This window comes from Pseudomonas sp., assembly GCF_041601375.1.
In the GTDB taxonomy this organism is placed as follows: Bacteria; Pseudomonadota; Gammaproteobacteria; order Pseudomonadales; family Pseudomonadaceae; genus Aquipseudomonas.
This window is the reverse complement of record NZ_JBFIIG010000019.1, coordinates 18,550-40,257: the sequence shown is the minus strand read 5'-3', so window position 1 is coordinate 40,257 and position 21,708 is coordinate 18,550. Positions and strand designations below refer to the sequence as shown.

23 protein-coding genes are annotated in these 21,708 nt (G+C 62.3%); 3 read left to right on the top strand and 20 right to left on the bottom strand.

Translation table 11 applies throughout. From position 1 onward, the window contains the following. Positions 1 to 821: mechanosensitive ion channel family protein (locus ABZE94_RS04925; protein WP_372874410.1), on the top strand; the 821-nt coding region annotated here is incomplete at its 5' end. A 329-nt stretch (positions 822 to 1,150) separates the two neighbouring features. Then, complete coding sequence (leuA, locus tag ABZE94_RS04920) at positions 1,151 to 2,821, top strand: 2-isopropylmalate synthase (protein ID WP_372874409.1); 1,671 nt, start codon at positions 1,151 to 1,153, stop codon at positions 2,819 to 2,821. Positions 2,822 to 2,844: 23 nt separating this feature from the next. Here leuA and ABZE94_RS04915 read toward each other — a convergent pair whose 3' ends face one another. Continuing rightward, positions 2,845 to 3,915: an SDR family oxidoreductase gene (locus tag ABZE94_RS04915; protein WP_372874408.1), complete on the bottom strand. Its 1,071-nt coding sequence runs from the start codon at positions 3,913 to 3,915 to the stop codon at positions 2,845 to 2,847. Between the two features lie 76 nt (positions 3,916 to 3,991). Between ABZE94_RS04915 and ABZE94_RS04910 the strand changes: the two genes are divergently transcribed. Further along, positions 3,992 to 4,381, top strand: coding sequence for a MerR family transcriptional regulator (locus ABZE94_RS04910; RefSeq protein ID WP_372874407.1), 390 nt, complete (start codon positions 3,992 to 3,994; stop codon positions 4,379 to 4,381). On the opposite strand, the gene ABZE94_RS04905 is transcribed toward ABZE94_RS04910, so the two are convergent. The 19 genes from ABZE94_RS04905 to iscR all read right to left on the bottom strand — a co-directional run bounded on the left by ABZE94_RS04905 (position 4,365) and on the right by iscR (position 21,632). Further along, on the bottom strand, positions 4,365 to 5,150 hold the full coding sequence (locus ABZE94_RS04905; protein WP_372874406.1) for an amidohydrolase: 786 nt from the start codon (positions 5,148 to 5,150) through the stop codon (positions 4,365 to 4,367). The genes ABZE94_RS04910 and ABZE94_RS04905 overlap by 17 nt on opposite strands. Before the next feature lie 22 nt (positions 5,151 to 5,172). Continuing rightward, a complete protein-coding gene (locus ABZE94_RS04900) occupies positions 5,173 to 6,321 on the bottom strand; it encodes a pyridoxal phosphate-dependent aminotransferase (protein ID WP_372874405.1) in 1,149 nt (382 codons plus the stop codon). A gap of 137 nt (positions 6,322 to 6,458) precedes the next feature. Then, complete coding sequence (gene der / locus ABZE94_RS04895) at positions 6,459 to 7,931, bottom strand: ribosome biogenesis GTPase Der (RefSeq protein WP_372874404.1); 1,473 nt, start codon at positions 7,929 to 7,931, stop codon at positions 6,459 to 6,461. Between the two features lie 128 nt (positions 7,932 to 8,059). After that, positions 8,060 to 9,211 (bottom strand): outer membrane protein assembly factor BamB, encoded by a 1,152-nt coding sequence (gene bamB, locus ABZE94_RS04890; RefSeq protein ID WP_372874403.1) that lies wholly within the window; start codon positions 9,209 to 9,211, stop codon positions 8,060 to 8,062. Next, complete coding sequence (locus ABZE94_RS04885; RefSeq protein ID WP_372874402.1) at positions 9,204 to 9,848, bottom strand: tetratricopeptide repeat protein; 645 nt, start codon at positions 9,846 to 9,848, stop codon at positions 9,204 to 9,206. Before ABZE94_RS04885 ends, bamB begins: the two co-directional genes overlap by 8 nt. A gap of 38 nt (positions 9,849 to 9,886) precedes the next feature. Further along, positions 9,887 to 11,176: a histidine--tRNA ligase gene (hisS, locus tag ABZE94_RS04880; RefSeq protein ID WP_372874401.1), complete on the bottom strand. Its 1,290-nt coding sequence runs from the start codon at positions 11,174 to 11,176 to the stop codon at positions 9,887 to 9,889. An 18-nt stretch (positions 11,177 to 11,194) separates the two neighbouring features. Beyond that, the gene (gene ispG, locus ABZE94_RS04875) at positions 11,195 to 12,307 is read right to left on the bottom strand and encodes a flavodoxin-dependent (E)-4-hydroxy-3-methylbut-2-enyl-diphosphate synthase (protein WP_372874400.1); all 1,113 of its coding nucleotides are present in this window, start codon (positions 12,305 to 12,307) and stop codon (positions 11,195 to 11,197) included. A 1-nt stretch (position 12,308) separates the two neighbouring features. Further along, entirely contained in the window at positions 12,309 to 13,283 is a 975-nt protein-coding gene (locus tag ABZE94_RS04870; RefSeq protein ID WP_372874399.1) for a RodZ domain-containing protein, read from the bottom strand. Further along, positions 13,283 to 14,041: a type IV pilus biogenesis/stability protein PilW gene (pilW, locus tag ABZE94_RS04865; protein WP_372874398.1), complete on the bottom strand. Its 759-nt coding sequence runs from the start codon at positions 14,039 to 14,041 to the stop codon at positions 13,283 to 13,285. The genes ABZE94_RS04870 and pilW overlap by 1 nt, the downstream gene beginning before the upstream one ends. A 13-nt stretch (positions 14,042 to 14,054) precedes the next feature. After that, positions 14,055 to 15,218: a 23S rRNA (adenine(2503)-C(2))-methyltransferase RlmN gene (gene rlmN, locus ABZE94_RS04860; protein WP_372874397.1), complete on the bottom strand. Its 1,164-nt coding sequence runs from the start codon at positions 15,216 to 15,218 to the stop codon at positions 14,055 to 14,057. Positions 15,219 to 15,242: 24 nt separating this feature from the next. Continuing rightward, a complete protein-coding gene (ndk, locus tag ABZE94_RS04855) occupies positions 15,243 to 15,674 on the bottom strand; it encodes a nucleoside-diphosphate kinase (RefSeq protein WP_090504340.1) in 432 nt (143 codons plus the stop codon). A 161-nt stretch (positions 15,675 to 15,835) separates the two neighbouring features. Beyond that, a complete protein-coding gene (gene iscX / locus ABZE94_RS04850) occupies positions 15,836 to 16,036 on the bottom strand; it encodes a Fe-S cluster assembly protein IscX (RefSeq protein ID WP_372874396.1) in 201 nt (66 codons plus the stop codon). A gap of 22 nt (positions 16,037 to 16,058) precedes the next feature. Then, complete coding sequence (gene fdx, locus ABZE94_RS04845; protein WP_372874395.1) at positions 16,059 to 16,397, bottom strand: ISC system 2Fe-2S type ferredoxin; 339 nt, start codon at positions 16,395 to 16,397, stop codon at positions 16,059 to 16,061. 2 nt (positions 16,398 to 16,399) lie between these two features. Further along, positions 16,400 to 18,265 (bottom strand): Fe-S protein assembly chaperone HscA, encoded by a 1,866-nt coding sequence (gene hscA / locus ABZE94_RS04840; RefSeq protein WP_372874394.1) that lies wholly within the window; start codon positions 18,263 to 18,265, stop codon positions 16,400 to 16,402. 53 nt (positions 18,266 to 18,318) lie between these two features. Further along, complete coding sequence (hscB, locus tag ABZE94_RS04835; protein ID WP_372874393.1) at positions 18,319 to 18,840, bottom strand: co-chaperone HscB; 522 nt, start codon at positions 18,838 to 18,840, stop codon at positions 18,319 to 18,321. A gap of 273 nt (positions 18,841 to 19,113) precedes the next feature. Then, entirely contained in the window at positions 19,114 to 19,437 is a 324-nt protein-coding gene (gene iscA / locus ABZE94_RS04830) for an iron-sulfur cluster assembly protein IscA (protein WP_079203000.1), read from the bottom strand. Between the two features lie 11 nt (positions 19,438 to 19,448). Next, a complete protein-coding gene (gene iscU / locus ABZE94_RS04825) occupies positions 19,449 to 19,835 on the bottom strand; it encodes a Fe-S cluster assembly scaffold IscU (protein ID WP_372874392.1) in 387 nt (128 codons plus the stop codon). 41 nt (positions 19,836 to 19,876) lie between these two features. Then, positions 19,877 to 21,091 (bottom strand): IscS subfamily cysteine desulfurase, encoded by a 1,215-nt coding sequence (locus tag ABZE94_RS04820; RefSeq protein ID WP_372874391.1) that lies wholly within the window; start codon positions 21,089 to 21,091, stop codon positions 19,877 to 19,879. A 49-nt stretch (positions 21,092 to 21,140) separates the two neighbouring features. Beyond that, positions 21,141 to 21,632, bottom strand: coding sequence for a Fe-S cluster assembly transcriptional regulator IscR (iscR, locus tag ABZE94_RS04815; protein WP_372874390.1), 492 nt, complete (start codon positions 21,630 to 21,632; stop codon positions 21,141 to 21,143). Between the last annotated feature and the right edge of the window lie 76 nt (positions 21,633 to 21,708).

The window sequence follows — 21,708 nt, the reverse complement described above, 5'->3', positions numbered from 1 at the left end:
TCAAGATCCTGGTGTTCGTCATCGCCGCGATCCTCATCATCGCCACCCTGATCGACCGCTCGCCGCTGATCCTGCTCTCGGGCCTGGGCGCCATGGCCGCGGTGCTGATGCTGATCTTCCAGGACACCCTGTTGTCGCTGGTGGCCAGCGTGCAGATCTCCTCCAGTGACATCATCCGGGTCGGCGACTGGATCGAGATGCCGCAACTGAATGCCGATGGTGACGTGATCGACATCGCCCTGCATACGGTCAAGGTGCAGAACTGGGACAAGACCATCACCAGCATCCCGACCAAGCGCTTCATCAGCGACCCGTTCAAGAACTGGCGCGGCATGCAGGAGTGCGGCGGCCGGCGGATCATGCGCAGCCTGTACCTGGACCAGACCAGCGTCGGCTTCCTCAACCCGGAGGAAATCACCCGCCTGCAGCGCATCAGCCTGCTCAGGCAGTACCTCCAGCACAAGCACAGCGAGCTGCTCAGCTGGAACAGCGCCCTGGCCGAAGACGGCCAGGAGCCGGCCAACACCCGCCGCATCACCAATATCGGCACCTTCCGCGCCTATGTGGAGCAGTACCTGCGCCAGCATCCGCAGATCCACCAGGACATGACCCAACTGGTGCGCCAGCTCAGCCCGACGGCCGACGGTCTGCCGCTGCAGCTGTATTGCTTCACCAACACCATCGCCTGGGCCAGCTACGAGAGCATCCAGTCGGACATCTTCGACCACCTGTTGGCGATCCTCCCCGAGTTCGGCCTGCGGGTGTTCCAGCACCCCAGCGGCGCCGACCTGCGCGCATGGCGAAGCGGGTCACCAGCCTGATGTGGCGGTGTGATTGTGCTTCGCGGGCGAGCGCAATCACACCGCGCAATTAATCCAAATCCTTGCCCACCACAACGCAATAAAAAACCACATCAGCAAACAGCACGCGCTTTATCACCAATTTTCCAGCAATGCTTGCCAGCTTTAGCCCCGCTGGTTAGGGTTGACGCCATGAACACTTACCACACCCTCTTCCTGCTGCGCCAACACGCCAACCTCTGTCTGGTCGGTCAGCGACTGCGTGGCTGATTCCGTACGCCAACGCCCCGTCCCATTTCTCAGATTCAGCCCGGCCCGCCGCTTGCGACCGTAGCTAAAAGGAACTTCAGATGAGCATGCTCAAAGACCCGTCCAGCAAGTACCGCGCCTTCCCGGCCATCGACTTGCCTGACCGCACCTGGCCGTCGAAGACCATCAGCGAGGTGCCGATCTGGTGCAGCTCGGACCTGCGCGACGGCAACCAGTCGCTGATCGAGCCGATGGACGCGGCGAAGAAGCTGCGCTTCTTCAAGATCCTGGTGCAGGTCGGCGTCAAGCAGATCGAGGTGGGCTTCCCCTCGGCCTCGCAGACCGACTTCGATTTCGTGCGTACCCTGATCGAAGACGGTCATATTCCCGATGACACCACTATCCAGGTACTGACCCAGGCTCGCGAAGACCTGATCAGCCGCACCTTTGAATCGCTCAAGGGCGCCAAGCAGGCCATCGTCCACGTCTACAACGCCACCGCACCGAGCTTCCGCCGCATCGTCTTCAACCAGGACAAGGCCGGGGTAGTCGCTATCGCGGTCAACGCCGCGCGGATCATCAAGAACCTCGCCGAGCAGCAGCCGCAGACCCGCTGGACCTTCCAGTACTCGCCGGAAATCTTCACCTCCACCGAGCTGCCCTTCGCCGTGGAAGTCTGCGATGCGGTGCTGGACGTCTGGCAGCCGACCCCGGCCAACAAGGCGATCCTCAACCTGCCGGCCACCGTGGAAGTGGCCACGCCGAACGTCTACGCCGACCAGATCGAATGGTTCGGCCGCCATATCGGCCGCCGTGACAGCGTGCTGATCAGCCTGCACACCCACAACGACCGCGGCACCGGCGTGGCCGCCAGCGAGCTGGGCCTGATGGCCGGGGCCGACCGTGTCGAAGGCTGCCTGTTCGGCAACGGCGAGCGCACCGGCAACGTCGACCTGGTCAACCTGGCGCTGAACCTCTACACCCAGGGCATCCACCCCGGCCTGGATTTCTCCGACATCGACAACGTGCGCAAGGTGGTCGAGGAGTGCAACCAGCTTCCCGTGCACCCGCGCCACCCCTATGTCGGCGACCTGGTGCACACCGCCTTCTCCGGCTCGCACCAGGACGCGATCCGCAAGGGCTTCAGCCAGCAGGACCCGAATGGCATCTGGGAAGTGCCCTACCTGCCGATCGACCCGGCCGATATCGGCCGCAGCTACGAGGCGGTGATCCGGGTCAACAGCCAGTCCGGCAAGGGTGGCATCACCTACCTGCTGGAACAGGAATACGGCATCTGCCTGCCGCGGCGTATGCAGATCGAGTTCAGCCAGGTGGTGCAGAAGGAAACCGACCGCCTCGGCCTGGAAATGAGCGCCGCGCAAATCCACCAGTTGCTCGACCGCGAGTACCTGCAAGCCACCACGCCCTACGCCCTGAAAGGCCACCGCCTGCAGGAAGAGAACGGCACCAGCGCGGTGGATGTGGAAGTTGTCAGCGAGGGCGAAAGCCAGCACTGGCGCGGCATCGGCAAGGGCCCGCTGGAAGCCCTGGTCGCCGGCTTGCCGGTGACGGTGGAGATCATGGACTACAGCGAGCACGCCATCGGCGCTGGCACCTACGCCAAGGCCGCGGCCTATATCGAGCTGCGGGTCAACGGCGGCCGCGCCCTGTATGGCGTGGGCATCGACGAGAACCTGACCACGGCGAGCTTCCGCGCCCTGTTCAGCGCCCTGAACCGCGCCCGGGCCCAGGCCGAGGCGCAGGCGGCCTGAGCGATCGGGTAGCTTCCCCGCCGCTAATGGCGCGGAAGCCCCTCCTTGCTCAAGTAGCGCGCCGTGGCCTGCAAGGCCTGGACGATATCCGGCCAGAGCAACTGATACCGCTGCGCGAGTGCCCGGGTCGCAGCGGTATCGAAGCGTTTACGCTGGATAAAGTCCAGCGACTCGGGATCGGTACGCAGCAGCCTGGGCATACCCGGCACCTGCAATAACAAGCGCAACAAGGGCATTGGCAGGTGTCGCCGCGGCGCGCTGACAGCCAGGCTCTGCGCCAATTGCTGCAACATGCCCTGCAGATTCGGTGTGTGCCGATCCAGCGCCAGAATCTCCTGCCCCGCCTGATCCACATCGAAAGCGGCGGCCACCATCAGCTCGGCCAAGAAATCCACGCAGACCAGCGGCAACCAATGTGCCGGCGAGCCCGGTATCGCCCCCAACACGCCGCTGGCGAGATTGCCGATCAAGCTCGCCAGCGGCTGAGCCGGCAATATATGCCCGGTACGGCTGTGGCCACAGACGGTCGCCGGATGCACCACGGTCAGCTCGGCGTCCAGCTCGCGCATGCGCGCCAACACCCGGAAATGCGCCTCCAGCTTGCTGCCCTCATAGGCCCCGGTGCGCCGATAGACCCTGCGCCAATCGGTAGCCGCGGGGTTGTGCAGGTCGATGCCGATGCGCTGCAGGTGCTCATGATTGGCCAGCATGAAGCCGCCCACCATCAGCAAGCGACTGCCCTGGCTGGCCGCCAGCTCCGCCACAGCCAGCGCACCCTCGACATTCACCGCTCGTGCCTGTTCGGCCGACAAGCCCCAGGCGAACTGCACGCCAAGGTGGAACATCACAGCGGCTCGGCGCAGCTGTCCAGCCGCGGCTGCATTCAAGCCCAAGCCGGGGGCGCTCAAATCGCCCGCCACCGCGCCAAGCAAACCGCCGTCACCACCCAGGCGATCGATCTGCATGCGCAGCGCCGGCAAACGTTCCGGCGCGCGCAGCATAACCGTCACCGGATGCCTCTTGCGGGTCAGCGTGGCCAATAGATGCTGACCGATAAAGCCACTGCCGCCGGTGACAAAACATTCTTGATGCATGACCAATCCGCCTGAGTCGTTGATGACCCGCACAGGCTAAACTGTCGAGGACACTCTACAGTCAAGGGATATTGTGATGCGCATCGGCGAACTGGAAGAACGCAGTGGGGCCAGCCGCCACACCCTGCGCTATTACGAAAGCCTCGGCCTGATCAGCGCACAGCGCCGCGACAACAACTACCGCGAGTACAGCGCCCAGACCCTGAGCGACCTGGGCTTTATCCAACAGGCGCAGAGCCTGGGCTTCTCTCTGGGCGAGATCGGCGAAATACTCCAGGCCCGCCGTGAACAGCAGCTGGATTGTGCCCAAGGCGCGCTATTGGTCGCGAAAAAGCTGGCGGAGGTGGAACAGAAAATTGCCGACCTGCAGAGCCTGCGCAACTTTCTCCACAGTGAACAACGGCGCCTGGAAGCCAGCGCCGCCGAACAGGCGCGGCTGGCGCAGTTGACTACGGCAGCAAGGTGAAAGGGTCGGCATCCCGATCAGCCGGAAAACGCTGACGGTAGGCGGCCAACTGCGCAGCCGACAGCAGCACCCGGAACACCCCAGCCGCGTCACCGGCTTGCAGCAGGCTGTCGCCCTGGAAATCCAGTACCTGGCTGTCGCCGCTGTAGGGGTGGCCCTTGCCGTCCTGACCGATGCGGTTCACCGCCGCCACGTAGCAGAGGTTCTCGATAGCCCGCGCCGGCAGCAGGCGGTTCCAGTGCTGACGCCGCGCCGCCGGCCAGTTGGCGACATACAGCAGCAGCTCGGTGCTGTGCGGGTCGCGGCTCCAGACCGGGAAACGCAGGTCGTAGCAGATCAGCGGGCGGATTCGCCAGCCCTTCAGTTCCAGCAGCAGCTGTTGCTCACCCGCCGCGTAATGCTTGTGCTCGCCGGCCATGCGGAACAGGTGGCGCTTGTCGTAATGGGCGAGCGTGCCATCCGGGCGCGCCCAGAGCAGACGGTTGCGATAGGAGCCGTCGGCGGCCTGGATGATCAGGCTGCCGCAGATCACCGCCTGTAGCCGCGCCGCCTGTTCCAACAGCCACTGGCTGGTCGGGCCGTTCTCCGGCTCGGCCAGGGCCGCCGAGTCCATGGAGAACCCGGTGCTGAACATCTCCGGCAGCACCACCAGGTCGGCGCCGCTGGCCTGCTCCAGCAGGGTTTCAAAGTGCGCTCGATTGGCCGCCGGATCCTGCCAGGCCAGTTCGCTCTGGATCAGCGCCAGCTCGAGGTCGGGTTTATCGTTCATCTGGACTCCACTGCCTCTCGGCCTAGACCGCGCATAGTTTTTCCGCCGCCTGCGCCAGGGTTTCCTCGCGCTTGGCGAAACACAAGCGCACCAGTCGCAGATCCTTGGGCGGCTGCTGATAGAACACCGACACCGGGATGGCCGCCACGCCATGCTCGCGGGTCAGCCATTCGGCCATGGCCAGGTCGTCCAAGTCTGGGCGAATCAAGGAATAGTCGACCAACTGGAAATAACTGCCGGCGGCGCGACTGAAAGCGAAGCGCGAACCCGCCAACAGGTCGCAGAACAGGTCGCGCTTGGCCTGGTAGAAGGCCGGCAGCTCTTCGACATGCTCGGGATGCTCGGCCATGAAATCGGCCAGGGCCCACTGCAGCGGGGTGACGCCGCAGAAGCTGACGTACTGATGGACCTTGCGCAGCTCGGCGGATAGCAAAGGCGGCGCCACCACGTAGCCGGTCTTCCAGCCGGTGACGTGGTAGGTCTTGCCGAACGAGCTGACCACGAAGGCGCGTCGATACAGCTCCTCGTGGGCCAGCACGCTGGCATGCCTGACCCCGTCGAACACCAGGTGCTCGTAGACTTCGTCGCTGATCAGATAGATATCGCGCTCGCGGATCAGCGCCGCCAAGCGGTCCAGCTCGGCTGCCGAGATCAGCGCGCCGCTGGGGTTGTGCGGGCTGTTGAGGATGATCAGCCGGGTCCTGTCGCTCAGCGCCTCGCCCAGGCGCTGCCAGTCGATGGAAAAATCCGTCAGCGCCAGCGGCACATGCACGCAGCGGCCACCGGCCAGCTCGACCGAGGGTTCGTAGCTGTCGTAACAGGGGTCGAAGACGATGACCTCGTCGCCTGGCCGGATCAGCGCCTGGATCGCACAGAAGATCGCCTGGGTCGCCCCCGGGGTGATGGTCACTTCGCTGTCGGCATCGACCGAGCAGCCATAGCTGCGCGCGATCTTCGCCGCCACCTGCTCGCGCAACGCCGGCAGGCCGGTCATGGGCGCGTACTGGTTATGGCCGGCGGCAATGTGCCGGCCGACCGCCTCGCGCAAGGCTTGTGGGCCGTCGAAATCGGGAAAGCCCTGGGACAGGTTGAGGGCGCCGGTCTGCATGGCGAGCTGCGACATACGGGTGAAGATGGTGGTGCCGACGTTCGGCAGTTTGCTCGAAATCATCGTTCTGTTCCGTAGGGGGGTGCACGGCGGGTTTCACCCGCCCTACGCCTGGGCGTTATCGATGCAGCAGGATAGCCCAACCCCCAGAAAGGCAAAAGGCACCCGCAGGTGCCTTTATAGCGCGTCAGGTTACAGGCTCAACGCTTGTCCTTGCGCTTCTTCTCGGCCTTCTTGTGGTGAGTCATCAAGCGGCGCTTCTTGTTCACCTGGCGATCGGTGAGGGTGTTCTTGTTGCCCTCGTAGGGGTTCTCGCCGCCCTTGAACTCGATGCGGATCGGCGTACCGACCAGCTTGAGCACGCGCCTGTAGGTGTTTTCCAGGTAGCGCACATAGGACTTGGGTACCGCATCGACCTGGTTGCCGTGGATCACGATCAGCGGCGGGTTTGCGCCACCGAGGTGGGCATAACGCAGCTTGATCCGGCGGTTGTTGACCATGGGCGGCGCATGGTCGCCGACCGCGTCTTCGAGAATCTGGGTCAGGCGGTTGGTCGGCCAGCGGGTGATGGCGGACTTGAACGATTCCTGTACCGATTTGTACAGATGACCGACGCCGGTGCCGTGCAAGGCCGAGATGAAGTGGATGTCGGCGAAGTCGACGAAGAACAACCGGCGTTGCAGTTCGGTCTTCACGTAGTCACGTTCGCTGGGCTCCATGCCGTCCCACTTGTTCAGGGCGATGACCAGGGAGCGCCCGCTTTCCAGGACGAAGCCGAGCAGGTTGAGGTCGTGGTCGACCACCCCTTCGCGGGCATCCATGACGAACACCACGACGTTGGAGTCCTGGATGGCCTGGAGGGTCTTGACCACCGAGAACTTTTCCACCGCCTCGAAGATCTTGCCGCGCCGGCGCACGCCGGCGGTATCGATCAGGGTGTACTTCTCGCCATCGCGCTCGAACGGAATATAGATGCTGTCGCGGGTGGTGCCGGCCTGGTCATAGACGATGACCCGGTCTTCACCGAGCATGCGGTTGACCAGGGTCGACTTGCCGACGTTGGGCCGGCCGATGATCGCCAGCTTGATCCCGTCCTTCTCGCTCGGGCCGGGAATGCGCTTGGCTTCCTGACCTTCCAGGACGATTTCTTCTTCCTCGCCCTCTGCCAGCTCGGTTTCGTCCTTGGGGAAGGAGCCCAGCACGGCTTCGAGCATCTGGGTGATGCCGCGGCCGTGGGCGCCGGCAATCGCCAGGGACTCGCCCATGCCCATGGAGGCGAACTCGGCGCGCGCCAGGTCGGGGTCGATATTGTCGACCTTGTTGATCACCAGGAAACTGTGCTTGTTGCGCTTGCGCAGGTGCTCGCCGATCATCTGATCCGAGGCCGACAAACCGGCACGGGCGTCGACCATGAACAGCACGGCATCGGCCTCTTCGATGGCGTGCAGCGACTGTTCGGCCATCTTAGCGTCGATGCCTTCTTCGTCACCGGAGATACCGCCGGTGTCGATGACGATATAGGTTCGCCCCTGCCACTTGGCCTCGCCGTATTGGCGATCTCGGGTCAGACCGGACAGGTCGCCGACAATCGCGTCGCGGCTTTTGGTCAAGCGGTTGAATAGGGTGGACTTGCCGACGTTAGGGCGGCCCACCAGGGCAATTACGGGAACCATTAGGCTCTCCACTTCGTTATTACAGAAAATACAAAAGCCGCTGCAGGGGCAGCGGCCGGAATTCACAGGGCGAAATGGCCAGCTGCACAGCCTTGCCGTGCAGCATAACCTCGCCCGCTAGCAGTGGGTCACTTGATGGTCAGCGCGACCAGTTTGCCACCGTTACCGAATGCATACAGCCAGCCTCCGACCACCAGCGGACGAGCACGCAGGCCATCGCTGTCGATGCGCTCGCGGCCGACGAAACGTCCATCTACCTGACTGATCAGGTGCAGGTAGCCTTCCAGGTCGCCGACGGCTATGTAGCTGGAAACCACTTCCGGCGCCGACAGTTGGCGACGCGCCAGGGCATCGTTGCTCCACAACGCCGAGGAGGAACGCTCGTCGATGCCTTCTACCGTACCGTTGGCCAGGCTGACATAGACGTTGCCGAAGCCCTGGGCCACACCCACCGAGCTGGACGCTTCGCGTTGCCACAGCACGCGCCCGCTGTCCATGTCCAGCGCAGCGACACGCCCCTGGAAGCTGACCACATACAGCTTGCCACCCGACAGCAGCACGCCGCCGTCGATGTCCACCACGCGCTCAAGCTCGGAGCGCCCTTGCGGAATCGCCACGCGCTGTTCCCAAACCGGTATGCCGCGCTGGGCATCGAGGGCAATGACCTTGCCACTGGACAGGCCGGCGATCGCCAGACGGTTGGTCAGCACCGGGCTGCTGGTGCCGCGCAGGGTCAGGACTGCCGGGGTGCTTTCAAAGATCCAGCGCTGGCTGCCGCTGTCGGCATCCAGGGCAATCAGACGATCGTCCTGGGTCTGCACCAACACGATGTCGCCGTTGACCGCCGGGGCTGCCAGCACTTCACTGGTCACCCGCGCGCGCCACTTCTCCTCACCGGAGCTGGCATCGAGGGCAATGATCTCGCCTTTCAGCGTGCCGACAACCACCAGGCCGTAACCGGCACCCACGGCACCCGAAACCGGCAGATCCAGATCTTGCTTCCAGATCACCTTGCCGGTCATGCGGTCGAGCGCCATGACCAGGCCTTCGACATCGGCTGCATAAATGCTGTCGCCCTCGACAGCGGGCACCAGCATGTTGAAGGTTTTGCCCTGACCCTTGCCGATCGAACGGCTCCACTCTTTTTCAAGCGTTACTTCGCGCTCGAACTTGGGCAGCTCGGCCGGGGGAAGTTCCTTCTTGCTATTGCTGCTGCAACCCACAGCCAAAACGGCCAGAGCCAGCAGTGCGGCATTTTTCCAACGCATCACGTCACGCATCCCCTTGGGCCAAGTCGTCGAGCTTCATTTGCAAGCCACCCACGGCGGCCTCTTCGGCAAGCGCGGCTTTGGCTTTTACATAAGCGGCATGGGCATCGCCCTTGCGCCCGAGCTGCACCAACAGGTCGCCCTTGAGTTCTTCACGGCTGGCGAGATAGGCCTGATCGGCATCGCCCTCGAGCAGCTTGAGCGCCTCTTCGACCTTGTCCTGAGCAGCCAGAACACGGGCCAGACGCTGACGGGCCAATTCAGCCAGGGTGTCGTCCACCGGCTTGTCGAGGATCGCTTGCAACTCGGCAGCGGCATCATCCAGCTTGCCGGACTCGACTGCCACCTTGGCGACGAACAGGCGGCCGTACTGGGCATAGTGACTGCCGGCAAATTCGCTCTTGAGCGTATTGGCCAGTTCGGCGACCTTGGCCGGATCAGGCTGGCCACTCGGGTTCAGCGCGGTTTCCAGCAATTGCTGATAAACCATCGAGGCACCATGAGCCTGGCTGGCCTGGTATTTCTGCCAGCCCTGCCAGCCGAATACCAACACCAGCGCCAATATGCTGCCGGTGAGCAATGGCATGCCGTTGCGCTGCCACCAGTCCTTGATTACCGCCAGCTCTTCATCATCGGTACGCGAAACCACCCCAGATACTCCTATTCGCTAAATCGCTTAACAGCCCGTCAAGCCTGCAAGACGCAGGTCGCCACATGGTCGGCCAATGCCGCCCAGGCGATACTTTGTTGTTCACCCTGACCCCGCAGCGGCTTGCAACCTACCACTTGCTGGGCCAATTCGTCTTCACCCATGACCAAGGCGTAAAGCGCACCGCTCTTGTCGGCCTTCTTCAGTTGACTCTTGAAACTGCCCGAGCCGGCATTGACCTGCAAACGCAGCGCCGGCAGTTGATCGCGCAGACGCTCGGCCAAGACCAGCGCCGCCAATTCGGCCGGCTCGCCCAGGGCACACAGGTAGACATCGACTTGGCGAGCGATTTCTGCCGGTACTTTGTCCAGGGTTTCGATCAGCAGCACCAGGCGTTCGATACCCATGGCGAAACCCACGCCCGGCGTCGGCTTGCCGCCCATCTGCTCGACCAGACCGTCGTAGCGGCCACCGGCGCAGACCGTGCCCTGGGCACCGAGCTGATCGGTGACCCATTCGAACACGGTCTTGCTGTAGTAATCCAGGCCGCGCACCAGCTTGGGATTGATCACATAAGGAACACCCGCGGCATCCAGGCGCGCCTTCAGGCCGTCGAAATGCAGGCGCGACTCTTCGTCCAGGTAGTCCGCCATCTTCGGCGCATCGGCCAGCAGCGCCTGGGTTTCCGGCGACTTGCTGTCGAGTACCCGCAGCGGGTTGCTGGTCAGGCGCCGACGGCTGTCCTCGTCGAGCCGATCGGCACGCGCCGACAGGTACTCGACCAGGGCCTCGCGGTATACCGCACGTGCGGCGCTGGTGCCCAGGCTGTTCAGCTCCAGGGTCACCGCATCGCGAATACCGAGCAGGCCCCACAGGCGCCAGGTCAGGATGATCAACTCGGCGTCGATATCCGGGCCGTCGATATTGAAGACTTCCACGCCGATCTGGTGGAACTGGCGGTAACGCCCCTTCTGCGGACGCTCGTGACGGAACATCGGCCCGTTGTACCAGAGTTTCTGGGTCTGCCCGCCACCGGCCAGACCATGCTCGAGTACCGCCCGCACGCAGGCGGCGGTGCCTTCGGGACGCAGGGTCAGGGAGTCGCCGTTGCGATCTTCGAAGGTGTACATCTCTTTTTCGACGATATCGGTGACTTCGCCGATCGAGCGCTTGAACAGCTCGGTGAACTCGACGATCGGCATGCGGATCTGCCGATAGCCGTAGCCATCGAGCAGACGCGCCACGCTGTCTTCGAAGTAACGCCAAAGCGGGGTCTGCTCGGGCAGGATATCGTTCATGCCACGAATGGCTTGCAGGGACTTGCTCAATTCGATTCCTTAACAGTGTTAGCTGCGCACGATAACCGCGGCGTCAGCAGCGACCTTCTCGGCCGCCTTCTGGCGTATCAGCTTTTCCAGCTCATCCACCAGGTTGTCGTTGTTGAGTTTCTGCGCCGGCTTGCCATCGATATAGATCAGGTTGCTCGGCGAGCCGCCAGTCAGGCCGATGTCCGCTTCCTTGGCTTCGCCCGGGCCGTTGACCACACAGCCGATCACCGCGACATCCAGCGGTACCAGCAGGTCTTCCAGGCGGCCCTCGAGGTCGTTCATGGTCTTGACCACATCGAAATTCTGCCGCGAGCAGCTCGGGCAGGCGATGAAGTTGATCCCGCGCGAACGCAGACGCAGCGACTTGAGGATATCGAAGCCGACCTTGATCTCTTCCACCGGGTCGGCGGCCAGGGAGATGCGGATGGTATCGCCAATCCCCTCGGCCAGCAGCATACCCAGGCCAACAGCCGACTTCACCGTGCCGGAACGCAGGCCACCGGCCTCGGTGATGCCCAGGTGCAAGGGTTGCTCGATCTGCCTGGACAGCAGCCGATAGGCCTCCACCGCCATGAACACATCGGAGGCTTTGACACTGACCTTGAAGTCCGGAAAATTCAGGCGATCCAAGTGCTCGACATGGCGCAGCGCCGACTCGACCAGGGCCTCCGGGGTCGGCTCGCCGTATTTCTTCTGCAGGTCTTTCTCCAGCGAACCGGCATTGACCCCGATGCGAATCGAGATGCCGCGATCACGCGCCGCCTCGACCACCGCCTTGACCCGGTCTGCACGGCCGATATTGCCCGGATTGATCCGCAGGCAATCGACGCCCAGCTCGGCCACCCGCAGGGCGATCTGATAATCGAAGTGGATATCCGCCACCAACGGCAGGCTGACCTGCTGCTTGATTCGGCCAAAGGCTTCGGCGGCGTCCATGTCCGGCACCGAAATGCGCACGATATCGGCCCCCGCGTCTTGCAGACGACGAACCTGGGCCACCGTTGCAGCCACATCGTTGGTATCGGTGTTGGTCATGCTCTGTACGGCGATGGGGGCATCGCCGCCCACCGGCACCGAGCCAACCCAGATCTTGCGCGTCAGGCGACGCTTGATCGGCGATTCGCAATGCATGTTACTGACCACCCAACTTTATGCGCGCGGTTTCACCCGTAATATAGGGCGCCAGGTCGACGGCCTGGCCGTTGTAGCTGACTTGCGCGCCCCGGGCAAAGCCCAGGCGCAATTCCAGCGGTGGCTTGCCGGCCAGTTGCAGACTCTCGCCCTTGCGCTTGAGCGCACTGAACAGCACCTTGCCGCTGGCATCGGTCACTTGTATCCAGCAATCGGCGATGAAGCTGATACTCAGCCTGCCCTCACCCGCCGCGACCTCCAGCGCCTCGGCAGGCGCGGGGCTGACAGCGGCGGCATCGGCGGTAGCGCCAGGCGGTTCAACCGCCGCAACCGCCGCAACCGCTGCCTGCTCGGCAGCGCTATCCACTTCAGGCTCTGCTGCCGTGTCAGGCTCTGCTGCCACTTCGGCGGCGGCAGGCGGCAAGCTCAGTTCAGTGGCGCCCTGGGCAGCCAGCACGGCCTGATCTTCGGGCTCATCCAGGGGATGAATCTGGGTCGTGCCATCGGCGCCGTCAACTTCAACCTGTTCGATGCTGGTCACCGGCGACTCGTCGGCACGTCGCTCGGCCTGCTCTTGCCACCAGTAAAAACCGACACCGGCGAGCACCACCAGCAGGGCAAAACTGACGAAACGCAGGATACTCTGCGAATAGCGTACCGGCTCTTCGATATGGCCCAGGCTGTGCACATCACTGCCCACGGCATCACTGCCGGTGAACTGATCGAACTCCAGCACCAGACGACTCTGATCCATGCCCAGGAGTTTTGCATAGGCGCGCACATAGCCCCGGGCAAAGGTGTTGCCCGGTAATTTATCGAAAGCACCGGCTTCGATCTGACTCAAGCGCAGCGGCGTGAGGTTAAGCTGGGCGGCCACTTCATCGATGGCCCAGCCCTTGCTCTCGCGCGCCTCGCGCAGTGACTCGCCAGGATTGACACGCTGGGCTGTTACAACTTCAGGATGCGCCGCGTTCATCATTGCTCCGACCGATATTGCTTATATTCCGGCGTACCGGGATAAAGACGTTTCAATTGCAGACCCAGGCTGGCGGCCGTGTCGCGGTCCTCGAAGATGGTCGCCAGATTCACACCGAGCAACAGGCTACGCGCATTCTGCTCGGCCAGCTGACTGTAGCTGTCGTAATAGCCGCGGGCCGGCACATACTGCTGCTCCTCGTAGAGCAGCGCGGCCATCTCGAGCAACGCCCGTGGCTGGCGGCTATTGAGGCGCAGCGAGCGCTCGAAGTAGGCTTTCGCCTGCTCACGCTGATTGAGCTTGAGGGCCGTCAAGCCGAGGTTCTCGAACACCCGTGAACGCTCGGGGTAAAGGTTATCCTGGGACGCCTGCCGATAATGCTCGATGGCTTCCTGGTAGCGCTCCCGCTCGAACAGGAAACCGCCGTAGTTATTCAATAAACGGGCATCGCCGCTGCGTTGCGATAACGCCTCGAGATAATGCGTCTCGGCCAGTTTGTATTCCATCTCGCGCTGAAACACCAACGCCAGCGCCGCATGCGCATCCGCACTGGACGGATCGAGTTCTAGCGCCTTTTTCAACGGCACCTTGGCCCGTTCGCCAGCGCCTTGCTGCAGATAGCCGATCCCCAGCTGGATATAGGCATCCCGCGCATCATCACGTCCCTTGTCGGTTCTCATCGGATCGACATCGCCCGTCGACACACAACCGGCCAACAGGCTGGCGATCAACAAGAACAGCGCGGGGCGCAAGGTCATGAGTATCCTCTCTTCAAGTTCGATTGGCGGTGGAACTCGGCGTCTCGGCCTCGCTACCCAATTCACGCGCGGCAATTTCACGCACTGCAATATAGCGTTCGCTGCGACGGGTACGATCCATCACCTGGCCAACCAACTGGCCGCAGGCAGCATCGATGTCTTCGCCGCGCGTGGTGCGCACGGTGACATTGTGCCCGGCTTTATGCAGCAGATCCTGGAAACGGCGAATGGCATTGTTGCTCGGCCGCTCGTAACCGGAGTGAGGGAAGGGATTAAACGGAATTAAATTGATCTTGCAAGGCACATCTTTGAGAAGTGCGATCATCTGCTCAGCATGCTCGGGCTTATCGTTGACATCCTTGAGCAGGGTGTACTCGATGGTCAGCACACGCTTCTCGCCGAGGCGCGAGACATAACGCTGACAGGCCGCTAGCAACATCTCCAGCGGGTACTTCTTGTTGATCGGCACCAACTGGTTGCGCAACTCGTCGTTCGGCGCGTGCAGCGACAGCGCCAGGGACACGTCGATGACTTCGCCGAGCTTGTCGATCATCGGCACCACGCCCGAGGTGGACAGGGTCACCTTGCGCTTGGAGATGCCATAGCCGAGGTCGTCCATCATGATTTTCATGGCGGCGACCACGTTGTCGAAGTTCAGCAGTGGCTCGCCCATGCCCATCATCACCACGTTGGTGATGGCGCGGTCGACCTTCGCGGGGATACTGCCGAACGATTTGTTGGCGATCCACACCTGGCCGATCACTTCGGCGGCGCTCAGGTCGCTGTTGAAACCTTGCTTGCCGGTCGAGCAGAAACTGCAATCCAACGCACAGCCGGCCTGCGACGAAACGCAAAGCGTGCCGCGCGTGCCCTGGGGGATATACACGGTTTCCACACAACTACCCGACGCCACCCGCACTACCCACTTGCGCGTGCCATCGGTGGAAATATCTTCGCTGACCACTTCCGGGCCACGAATTTCAGCACAGGCCTTGAGCTTCTCGCGCAAGGCCTTGCTGACGTTGCTCATGACATCGAAATCATCGACGCCAAAGTGGTGAATCCATTTCATCAACTGACCGGCACGGAAACGCTTTTCCCCGATGTCCTCGAAGAACTGTTCCATTTCTGCCTGGGTCAGACCCAGTAGATTGATTTTGCCGGCAGCTTCAGTCATGGCTTCACCCTCGCACGCGTCGCCTTAGCGAATGCGCGCGCACACCTCGGTAGCAGAGAAGAAGTAGGCGATTTCGCGGGCGGCGGACGCCTCGGAATCGGAACCGTGTACCGCGTTCTCGTCGATGGATACCGCGAAATCGGCGCGGATGGTGCCAGCAGCCGCTTCCTTCGGGTTGGTGGCGCCCATCAGTTCACGGTTCTTGGCGATGGCATCTTCACCTTCCAGCACCTGAACGATGACCGGACCCGAGACCATGAAAGCCACCAGATCCTTGAAGAAGCCGCGCTCGCTATGCTCGGCATAGAAACCGCCAGCCTCGCGCTCGGACAGCTGCACCATCTTCGAGGCGACGATGCGCAGACCGGCTTTTTCGAAACGGCTGACGATCTCGCCGATTACGTTCTTGGCAACAGCGTCGGGCTTGATGATGGAGAAAGTACGTTGAACAGCCATGTGTAACTCCAGAAACGGTGGGTAATACGAAAAATTAAACCCGCGGATTATACGCGGGTTAAGGGGGAAAGCATAAGGGCAGCGGCAAGCGGCACGCCATATGCGTCAAGCAAGAGCCAAAGCAAAAACCGTTTCGCTTGCAGCTTGCGGCTTACCGCTCTTCACTCCGCCTCTTCGATCCAGGCGGCCTGAATGGCTTCAAGCACTTTCTCGCCACCGCGCTGCGGATCGTCGGAGAAATCCGGCAAAGCCAGCACCCAGCGATGCAGATCGACGAAATTGACGAAACGCGGATCGACGTCAGGCTTGCTTTCCGCCAACTGGATCGCGATTTCCAGCACATCGGACCATCTGAGGCTCATGACCTGCTCCTTCGATAGAATCTCAGTGCCCTTCGGACACCTGATTGATGGTGTACCTGGGGATTTCCACCACCAGATCCTGCTCATCCACCACGGCCTGGCAAGACAGCCGCGAATTAGGCTCCAGCCCCCAGGCCTTGTCCAGCATATCGTCTTCCAGCTCGTCGGATGCCTGCAGAGAAGCAAAACCCTCGCGAATCACCACGTGACAGGTCGTGCAGGCACAGGATTTCTCACAGGCATGTTCGATGTCGATACCGTTGCGCAACGCGACGTTGAGCACGGTTTCGCCCGGCTGCGCCTCGATAACCGCCCCTTCAGGACAGTGCTCGGCGTTGGGCAGAAAAATCACCTGCGGCATGCTTATTCCTCAATATCATTAAGACTACGGCCAGCCAATGCGGCCTTGACCGTGGCATCCAGGCGACGAGCGGCAAAGGCATCGGTCACCTGGGTCAAACGCTTGGTTTGCTGCTCGATGGCCAGGCCATCGTTGCCCGCCATCAGCTCACGCAGCCGCTGGATCTGCGCCTCGATAGCCAGACGTTCATCGGCCTCCAGCAAACGCTCGCCATCGGCCTGCAAGGCGGCCTCTACCGCCTCCAGCAGACGCTGGGCATCCACCTGCTGCTCGCGCAACACACGGGCGACCTTGTCGTCACTGGCATTCTGGAAAGAGTCCTGCAGCATGCGCGCGATTTCGCCATCGGTCAGCCCGTAAGACGGCTTGACCTGGATGCTCGCCTCCACGCCCGAGGCCAGCTCGCGGGCCGCTACGCTGAGCAGGCCATCGGCATCGACCTGAAAGGTCACGCGGATCTTCGCCGCGCCGGCGACCATCGGCGGAATGCCGCGCAACTCGAAGCGCGCCAGGGAGCGGCAATCGCTGATCAGCTCGCGCTCGCCCTGCAGCACATGAATCATCATGGCCGTCTGGCCATCTTTATAGGTGGTGAAGTCCTGGGCACGCGCCACCGGAATGGTGGTATTGCGCGGGATGACCTTCTCCATCAGCCCGCCCATGGTTTCCAGGCCGAGCGACAGCGGAATCACATCCAGCAGCAACAGCTCCTCACCATCGGCCCGCTTGTTACCCGCCAGGGCATCGGCCTGGATCGCGGCCCCGATGGCCACCACCTGATCCGGGTCGATATCGGTCAAGGGCTCGCGGGCGAACATCTCGGCGACCGCCTGGCGCACCCGCGGCACGCGCGTCGAGCCACCGACCATGACCACGGCCTCGACCTCTTCCAGCTCGATGCCGGTATCGCGCACGGCACGTCGACAGGCCTTGAGGCTGCGCGCCAGCATCGGCTCGATCAACGCCTCGAACTGTTCGCGGCTCAACTGCCCCTGCCAGGCCCCATGACTGAGCTGGACCGAAGCACTGCTGGTCAGGGCTTCCTTGGCTACGCAGGCGGCCTGCAGCAGGCTGCGCTGCTCGCCCGGATCGAGGTCGGCAGACAAACCGGCCTGCTCGATCACCCAACCGGCAATCGCGTGATCGAAGTCATCGCCGCCCAGGGCGCTGTCGCCACCGGTGGCCAAGACTTCGAACACGCCGCCGGTCAGACGCAGAATGGAGATGTCGAAAGTGCCGCCGCCCAGGTCATAAATCGCCACCACGCCTTCGGCATGCTGGTCCAGACCATAAGCCACGGCGGCTGCGGTCGGCTCATTGAGCAGGCGCAGCACATTCAGACCGGCCAGACGCGCAGCATCCTTGGTGGCCTGGCGCTGGGAGTCATCGAAGTAGGCCGGCACCGTGATGACCGCACCGACCAACTCGCCACCCAACGTGGCTTCGGCACGCTGACGCAGCACCCTGAGGATCTCGGCAGACACTTCGACCGGGCTTTTCGGCCCCTGCACGGTCTCGATGAAGGGCATGTGCGACTCGCCCTCGACAAAGCGATAGGGCAACTGCTCGCCCAACTGCTTGACGTCGGCCAGGCCGCGACCCATCAGGCGCTTGACCGACAGCACGGTATTCAGCGGGTCGGCGGAAGCGGCCAGCCTGGCGACCTCGCCGACTTCGACACGATCGGCGTGATAGCGCACCGCCGAGGGCAGTATGACCTGCCCCGCGGCATCGGCGAGAGGCTCGGATAGGCCACTGCGCAAGGCAGCGACCAGCGAATTGGTGGTACCCAGATCAATGCCCACCGCCAACCGACGCTGGTGGGGCTGGGGGCTCTGTCCGGGCTCAGCGATCTGCAGTAAGGCCATGATTAATAAATGCTTATCTGTATATCAGGCGTGCCACGTTGGCTGCGCGAGGGTTAATCGTCGAGGCGCTCTTCCAACTGGCGCACCTCGTGGGAAAGCTTGTCGAGAAACTGCATGCGGCGCATCAGGCGCTCGGCTTCGGCGCGACGCTGCACATCGTCCCAACAAACGGCAAAGCGCTCGTTCAACTCATCCTGAGCAATCTTCAGGCGGCGCTTGAAGGTCGCCACACCCGACAAGTCGGCGCTGTCCTGCAGGTCTTCCAGTTCTTCACGCCACTGCATCTGCTGCAGCAGGAAGTCTGGATCTTGCACCGTGACCTCCAGGGGCAATTCCGGCCCGCTTAACGCCAGCAGGTAACGCGCGCGCTTGGGTGCACTTTTCAGCGTGCTATAGGCCTCATTGAGGCTGGCCGACTGCTCCAGCGCTTGGCGCTGCTCACGATCGGAGGCATCGGCGAAGCGATCCGGATGGACATTGCGCGCCAGCTCGCGATAACGCACGGCCAACTGGGCAAGATCCAGACGGAAGCTCGGCTTAAGATCGAACAGGGCGAAATGACAAGGACTACCCACTAGGGTCTGCCCTCGCTTCGTTCGCGAGCCGCGTTGCTGCGCCAAATGGCGCCAAGCAAGGCGCGGGACGCAGGGAATGGCGCTCCCTTACCAAGTCCCGCAACGCGGCATGGCGCCATTTGCCGCGCAACCCGAAGGGCCGGGCCGGTTTTTGCGCGCTGCTGCGTTACTCGTCGCTCATTTGGAATAACCAAATCTCTCTCCTCCTGCCTTGCCCCGCGCAAAAACCGGCTCCGGCGCGGCCGCGAGCGAAGCGAGGGCAGACCCTGACACTCAGATGTTGAAGCTTTCGCCGCAGCCACACTCGCCGCGCACGTTGGGGTTGTTGAACTTGAAGCCTTCGTTCAACCCTTCCTTGACGAAGTCCAGTTCGGTGCCGTCGAGGTACACCAGGCTCTTGGGATCGATGATCACCTTGACCCCGTGAGTCTCGAACACCTGGTCTTCGCTGGCGGCCTCGTCGACGAACTCCAGCACATAAGCCAGACCCGAACAGCCGGTAGTGCGCACGGCCAGGCGGATGCCGTCGCCCTTGCCACGCCCTTCAAGCGAACGCCGCACATGCTGAGCGGCAGCTTCGGTCATGCTGATAGCCATCGACAACCTCCTTAGAGCAAACCTTTCTTCTGCCGGTAATCACGCACGGCCGCCTTGATGGCGTCCTCGGCGAGTACCGAGCAGTGGATCTTCACCGGCGGCAACGCCAATTCTTCGGCGAGCTGGGTGTTCTTGATGGTTTCCGCCTCGTCCAGGGTCTTGCCTTTCATCCACTCGGTGGCGAGGGAGCTGGAAGCAATCGCGGAACCGCAGCCATAGGTTTTGAACTTGGCATCTTCGATGACACCCAGGTCGTTGACCTTGATCTGCAAACGCATCACATCACCACAGGCCGGTGCGCCGACCATGCCGGTACCGACATCCGGGTCCTCGGCATTCATCTTGCCGACGTTACGCGGATTCTCGTAGTGATCAATGACCTTTTCACTGTAAGCCATGCTGGTATTCCTCTCTCATCTGGGGCTGCTCGGCGGCAGCTTTAGTGTGCGGCCCACTCGACTTTGGACAGATCCACACCCTCTTTGAACATATCCCACAGCGGAGACAGTTCGCGCAGCTTGGTGACCGCCTCGCGAACCTTCTGCGCGGCGTAGTCGACTTCTTCTTCGGTGGTAAAACGACCAAAGGTGAAACGGATCGAACTGTGCGCCAGCTCGTCGTTACGACCCAGGGCGCGCAATACGTACGACGGCTCCAGCGAAGCCGAGGTACAGGCCGAACCCGAAGATACCGCCAGGTCCTTGAGCGCCATGATCAGCGACTCGCCTTCGACATAGTTGAAGCTGAGATTGAGGTTGTGCGGCACCCGCGAGGTCATGCTGCCGTTCACGTACAACTCTTCCAGGCCATCGACCTGCTCGAAGAAACGATCACGCAACGCCTGGATGCGCTGGTTTTCCTGGACCATTTCTTCCTTGGCAATACGGAAGGCTTCGCCCATGCCGACGATCTGGTGAGTCGCCAGGGTACCGGAGCGCATACCGCGCTCATGACCACCGCCATGGGTCTGGGCTTCCAGACGCACCCGCGGCTTGCGCCGAACGTAGAGCGCACCGACACCCTTGGGGCCGTAGGTCTTGTGGGCCGAGAAGGACATCAGGTCGACCTTGAGCTTGTCCAGATCGATTGCCACCTTGCCGGTGGACTGCGCCGCATCGACGTGGAAGAACACCCCGTGCGAGCGGGTCAGTTCACCGATGCCGGCGATGTCATTGATGGTGCCGATTTCGTTGTTCACATGCATGATCGACACCAGAGTGGTGTCCTCGCGCAGCGCCGCCTCGACCATGGCCGGGGTGATCAGCCCGTCTTCGCCCGGCTCGATATAGGTCACTTCGAAGCCTTCGCGCTCCAGCTGGCGGGTGGTGTCCAGCACCGCCTTGTGCTCGATCTTCGAGGTGACGATGTGCTTGCCCTTGCCACTGTAGAAGTGCGCAATGCCTTTGATCGCCAGGTTGTTCGACTCGGTGGCGCCGGAGGTCCAGACGATCTCACGCGGGTCGGCATTGACCAGCTCGGCGACCTGACGGCGACCGTTCTCGACCGCCTCCTCGGCCTTCCAGCCAAACACATGCGAACGCGATGCCGGATTGCCGAAGTTGCCATCGACCAGCAAGCACTCACTCATCTTTTGTGCCACGCGCGGATCGACCGGAGTGGTGGCGGAATAATCGAGGTAAATCGGCAATTTCATGGATCTTCTCCTAATCAGGTTTCTGGCCACGCGGGCCGGCACCCTACGCTCAATCGACGGTGGATGCTTCAATCTTATCCGGGTGCGGCATCCTGCCATTGCTGCGGCGCTGGTCCTGGCACTGCGCGATTTCCTGCACTTCGCGACGCGTCACCAGATCAGCCAAACTGATACCACTGAGGAACTCATGAATCTGTTGACTCAGGTCGCACCACAAATGATGGGTCAAGCAAGTATCGCCGCTATGGCAATCACCCTGACCCTGGCAGCGCGTGGCATCGACCGACTCGTTGACCGCATCGATCACTTCGGCGACCTGGATGCTCTGCATCTCACGCGACAACTGATAACCGCCACCAGGCCCGCGCACACTGGAAACCAGATTGCCGCGGCGCAGCTTGGCGAACAGCTGCTCGAGGTAGGAGAGGGAGATACCCTGACGCTCGGAAATATCGGCCAGAGACACCGGCCCTTGCTGCGCATGTAGCGCCAGGTCGAGCATGGCGGTCACGGCGTAACGGCCTTTGGTGGTCAGTCGCATGAAGGGTTACCACGGAGTCACGATTTGCGGCGAGTATGCAATTCCCGAGTATTTAAGTCAACTATAAGACCAAGGG

What these genes read in the sequence shown, in the direction of transcription:
- ABZE94_RS04915 (WP_372874408.1), bottom strand. Translation starts at nt 3,915, where the DNA reads ATGCATCAAGAATGTTTTGTCACCGGCGGCAGTGGCTTTATCGGTCAG.
- ABZE94_RS04900 (WP_372874405.1), bottom strand. Translation starts at nt 6,321, where the DNA reads ATGATTTCGAGCAAACTGCCGAACGTCGGCACCACCATCTTCACCCGT.
- iscR (WP_372874390.1), bottom strand. Translation starts at nt 21,632, where the DNA reads ATGCGACTGACCACCAAAGGCCGTTACGCCGTGACCGCCATGCTCGAC.
- fdx (WP_372874395.1), bottom strand. Translation starts at nt 16,397, where the DNA reads ATGCCGCAGGTGATTTTTCTGCCCAACGCCGAGCACTGTCCTGAAGGG.
- ABZE94_RS04905 (WP_372874406.1), bottom strand. Translation starts at nt 5,150, where the DNA reads ATGAACGATAAACCCGACCTCGAGCTGGCGCTGATCCAGAGCGAACTG.
- ABZE94_RS04870 (WP_372874399.1), bottom strand. Translation starts at nt 13,283, where the DNA reads ATGAACGCGGCGCATCCTGAAGTTGTAACAGCCCAGCGTGTCAATCCT.
- hscA (WP_372874394.1), bottom strand. Translation starts at nt 18,265, where the DNA reads ATGGCCTTACTGCAGATCGCTGAGCCCGGACAGAGCCCCCAGCCCCAC.
- ABZE94_RS04820 (WP_372874391.1), bottom strand. Translation starts at nt 21,091, where the DNA reads ATGAAATTGCCGATTTACCTCGATTATTCCGCCACCACTCCGGTCGAT.
- pilW (WP_372874398.1), bottom strand. Translation starts at nt 14,041, where the DNA reads ATGACCTTGCGCCCCGCGCTGTTCTTGTTGATCGCCAGCCTGTTGGCC.
- leuA (WP_372874409.1), top strand. Translation starts at nt 1,151, where the DNA reads ATGAGCATGCTCAAAGACCCGTCCAGCAAGTACCGCGCCTTCCCGGCC.
- iscA (WP_079203000.1), bottom strand. Translation starts at nt 19,437, where the DNA reads ATGGCTATCAGCATGACCGAAGCTGCCGCTCAGCATGTGCGGCGTTCG.
- rlmN (WP_372874397.1), bottom strand. Translation starts at nt 15,218, where the DNA reads ATGACTGAAGCTGCCGGCAAAATCAATCTACTGGGTCTGACCCAGGCA.
- iscX (WP_372874396.1), bottom strand. Translation starts at nt 16,036, where the DNA reads ATGAGCCTCAGATGGTCCGATGTGCTGGAAATCGCGATCCAGTTGGCG.
- der (WP_372874404.1), bottom strand. Translation starts at nt 7,931, where the DNA reads ATGGTTCCCGTAATTGCCCTGGTGGGCCGCCCTAACGTCGGCAAGTCC.
- bamB (WP_372874403.1), bottom strand. Translation starts at nt 9,211, where the DNA reads ATGCGTGACGTGATGCGTTGGAAAAATGCCGCACTGCTGGCTCTGGCC.
- ispG (WP_372874400.1), bottom strand. Translation starts at nt 12,307, where the DNA reads ATGCATTGCGAATCGCCGATCAAGCGTCGCCTGACGCGCAAGATCTGG.
- ABZE94_RS04910 (WP_372874407.1), top strand. Translation starts at nt 3,992, where the DNA reads ATGCGCATCGGCGAACTGGAAGAACGCAGTGGGGCCAGCCGCCACACC.
- iscU (WP_372874392.1), bottom strand. Translation starts at nt 19,835, where the DNA reads ATGGCTTACAGTGAAAAGGTCATTGATCACTACGAGAATCCGCGTAAC.
- ndk (WP_090504340.1), bottom strand. Translation starts at nt 15,674, where the DNA reads ATGGCTGTTCAACGTACTTTCTCCATCATCAAGCCCGACGCTGTTGCC.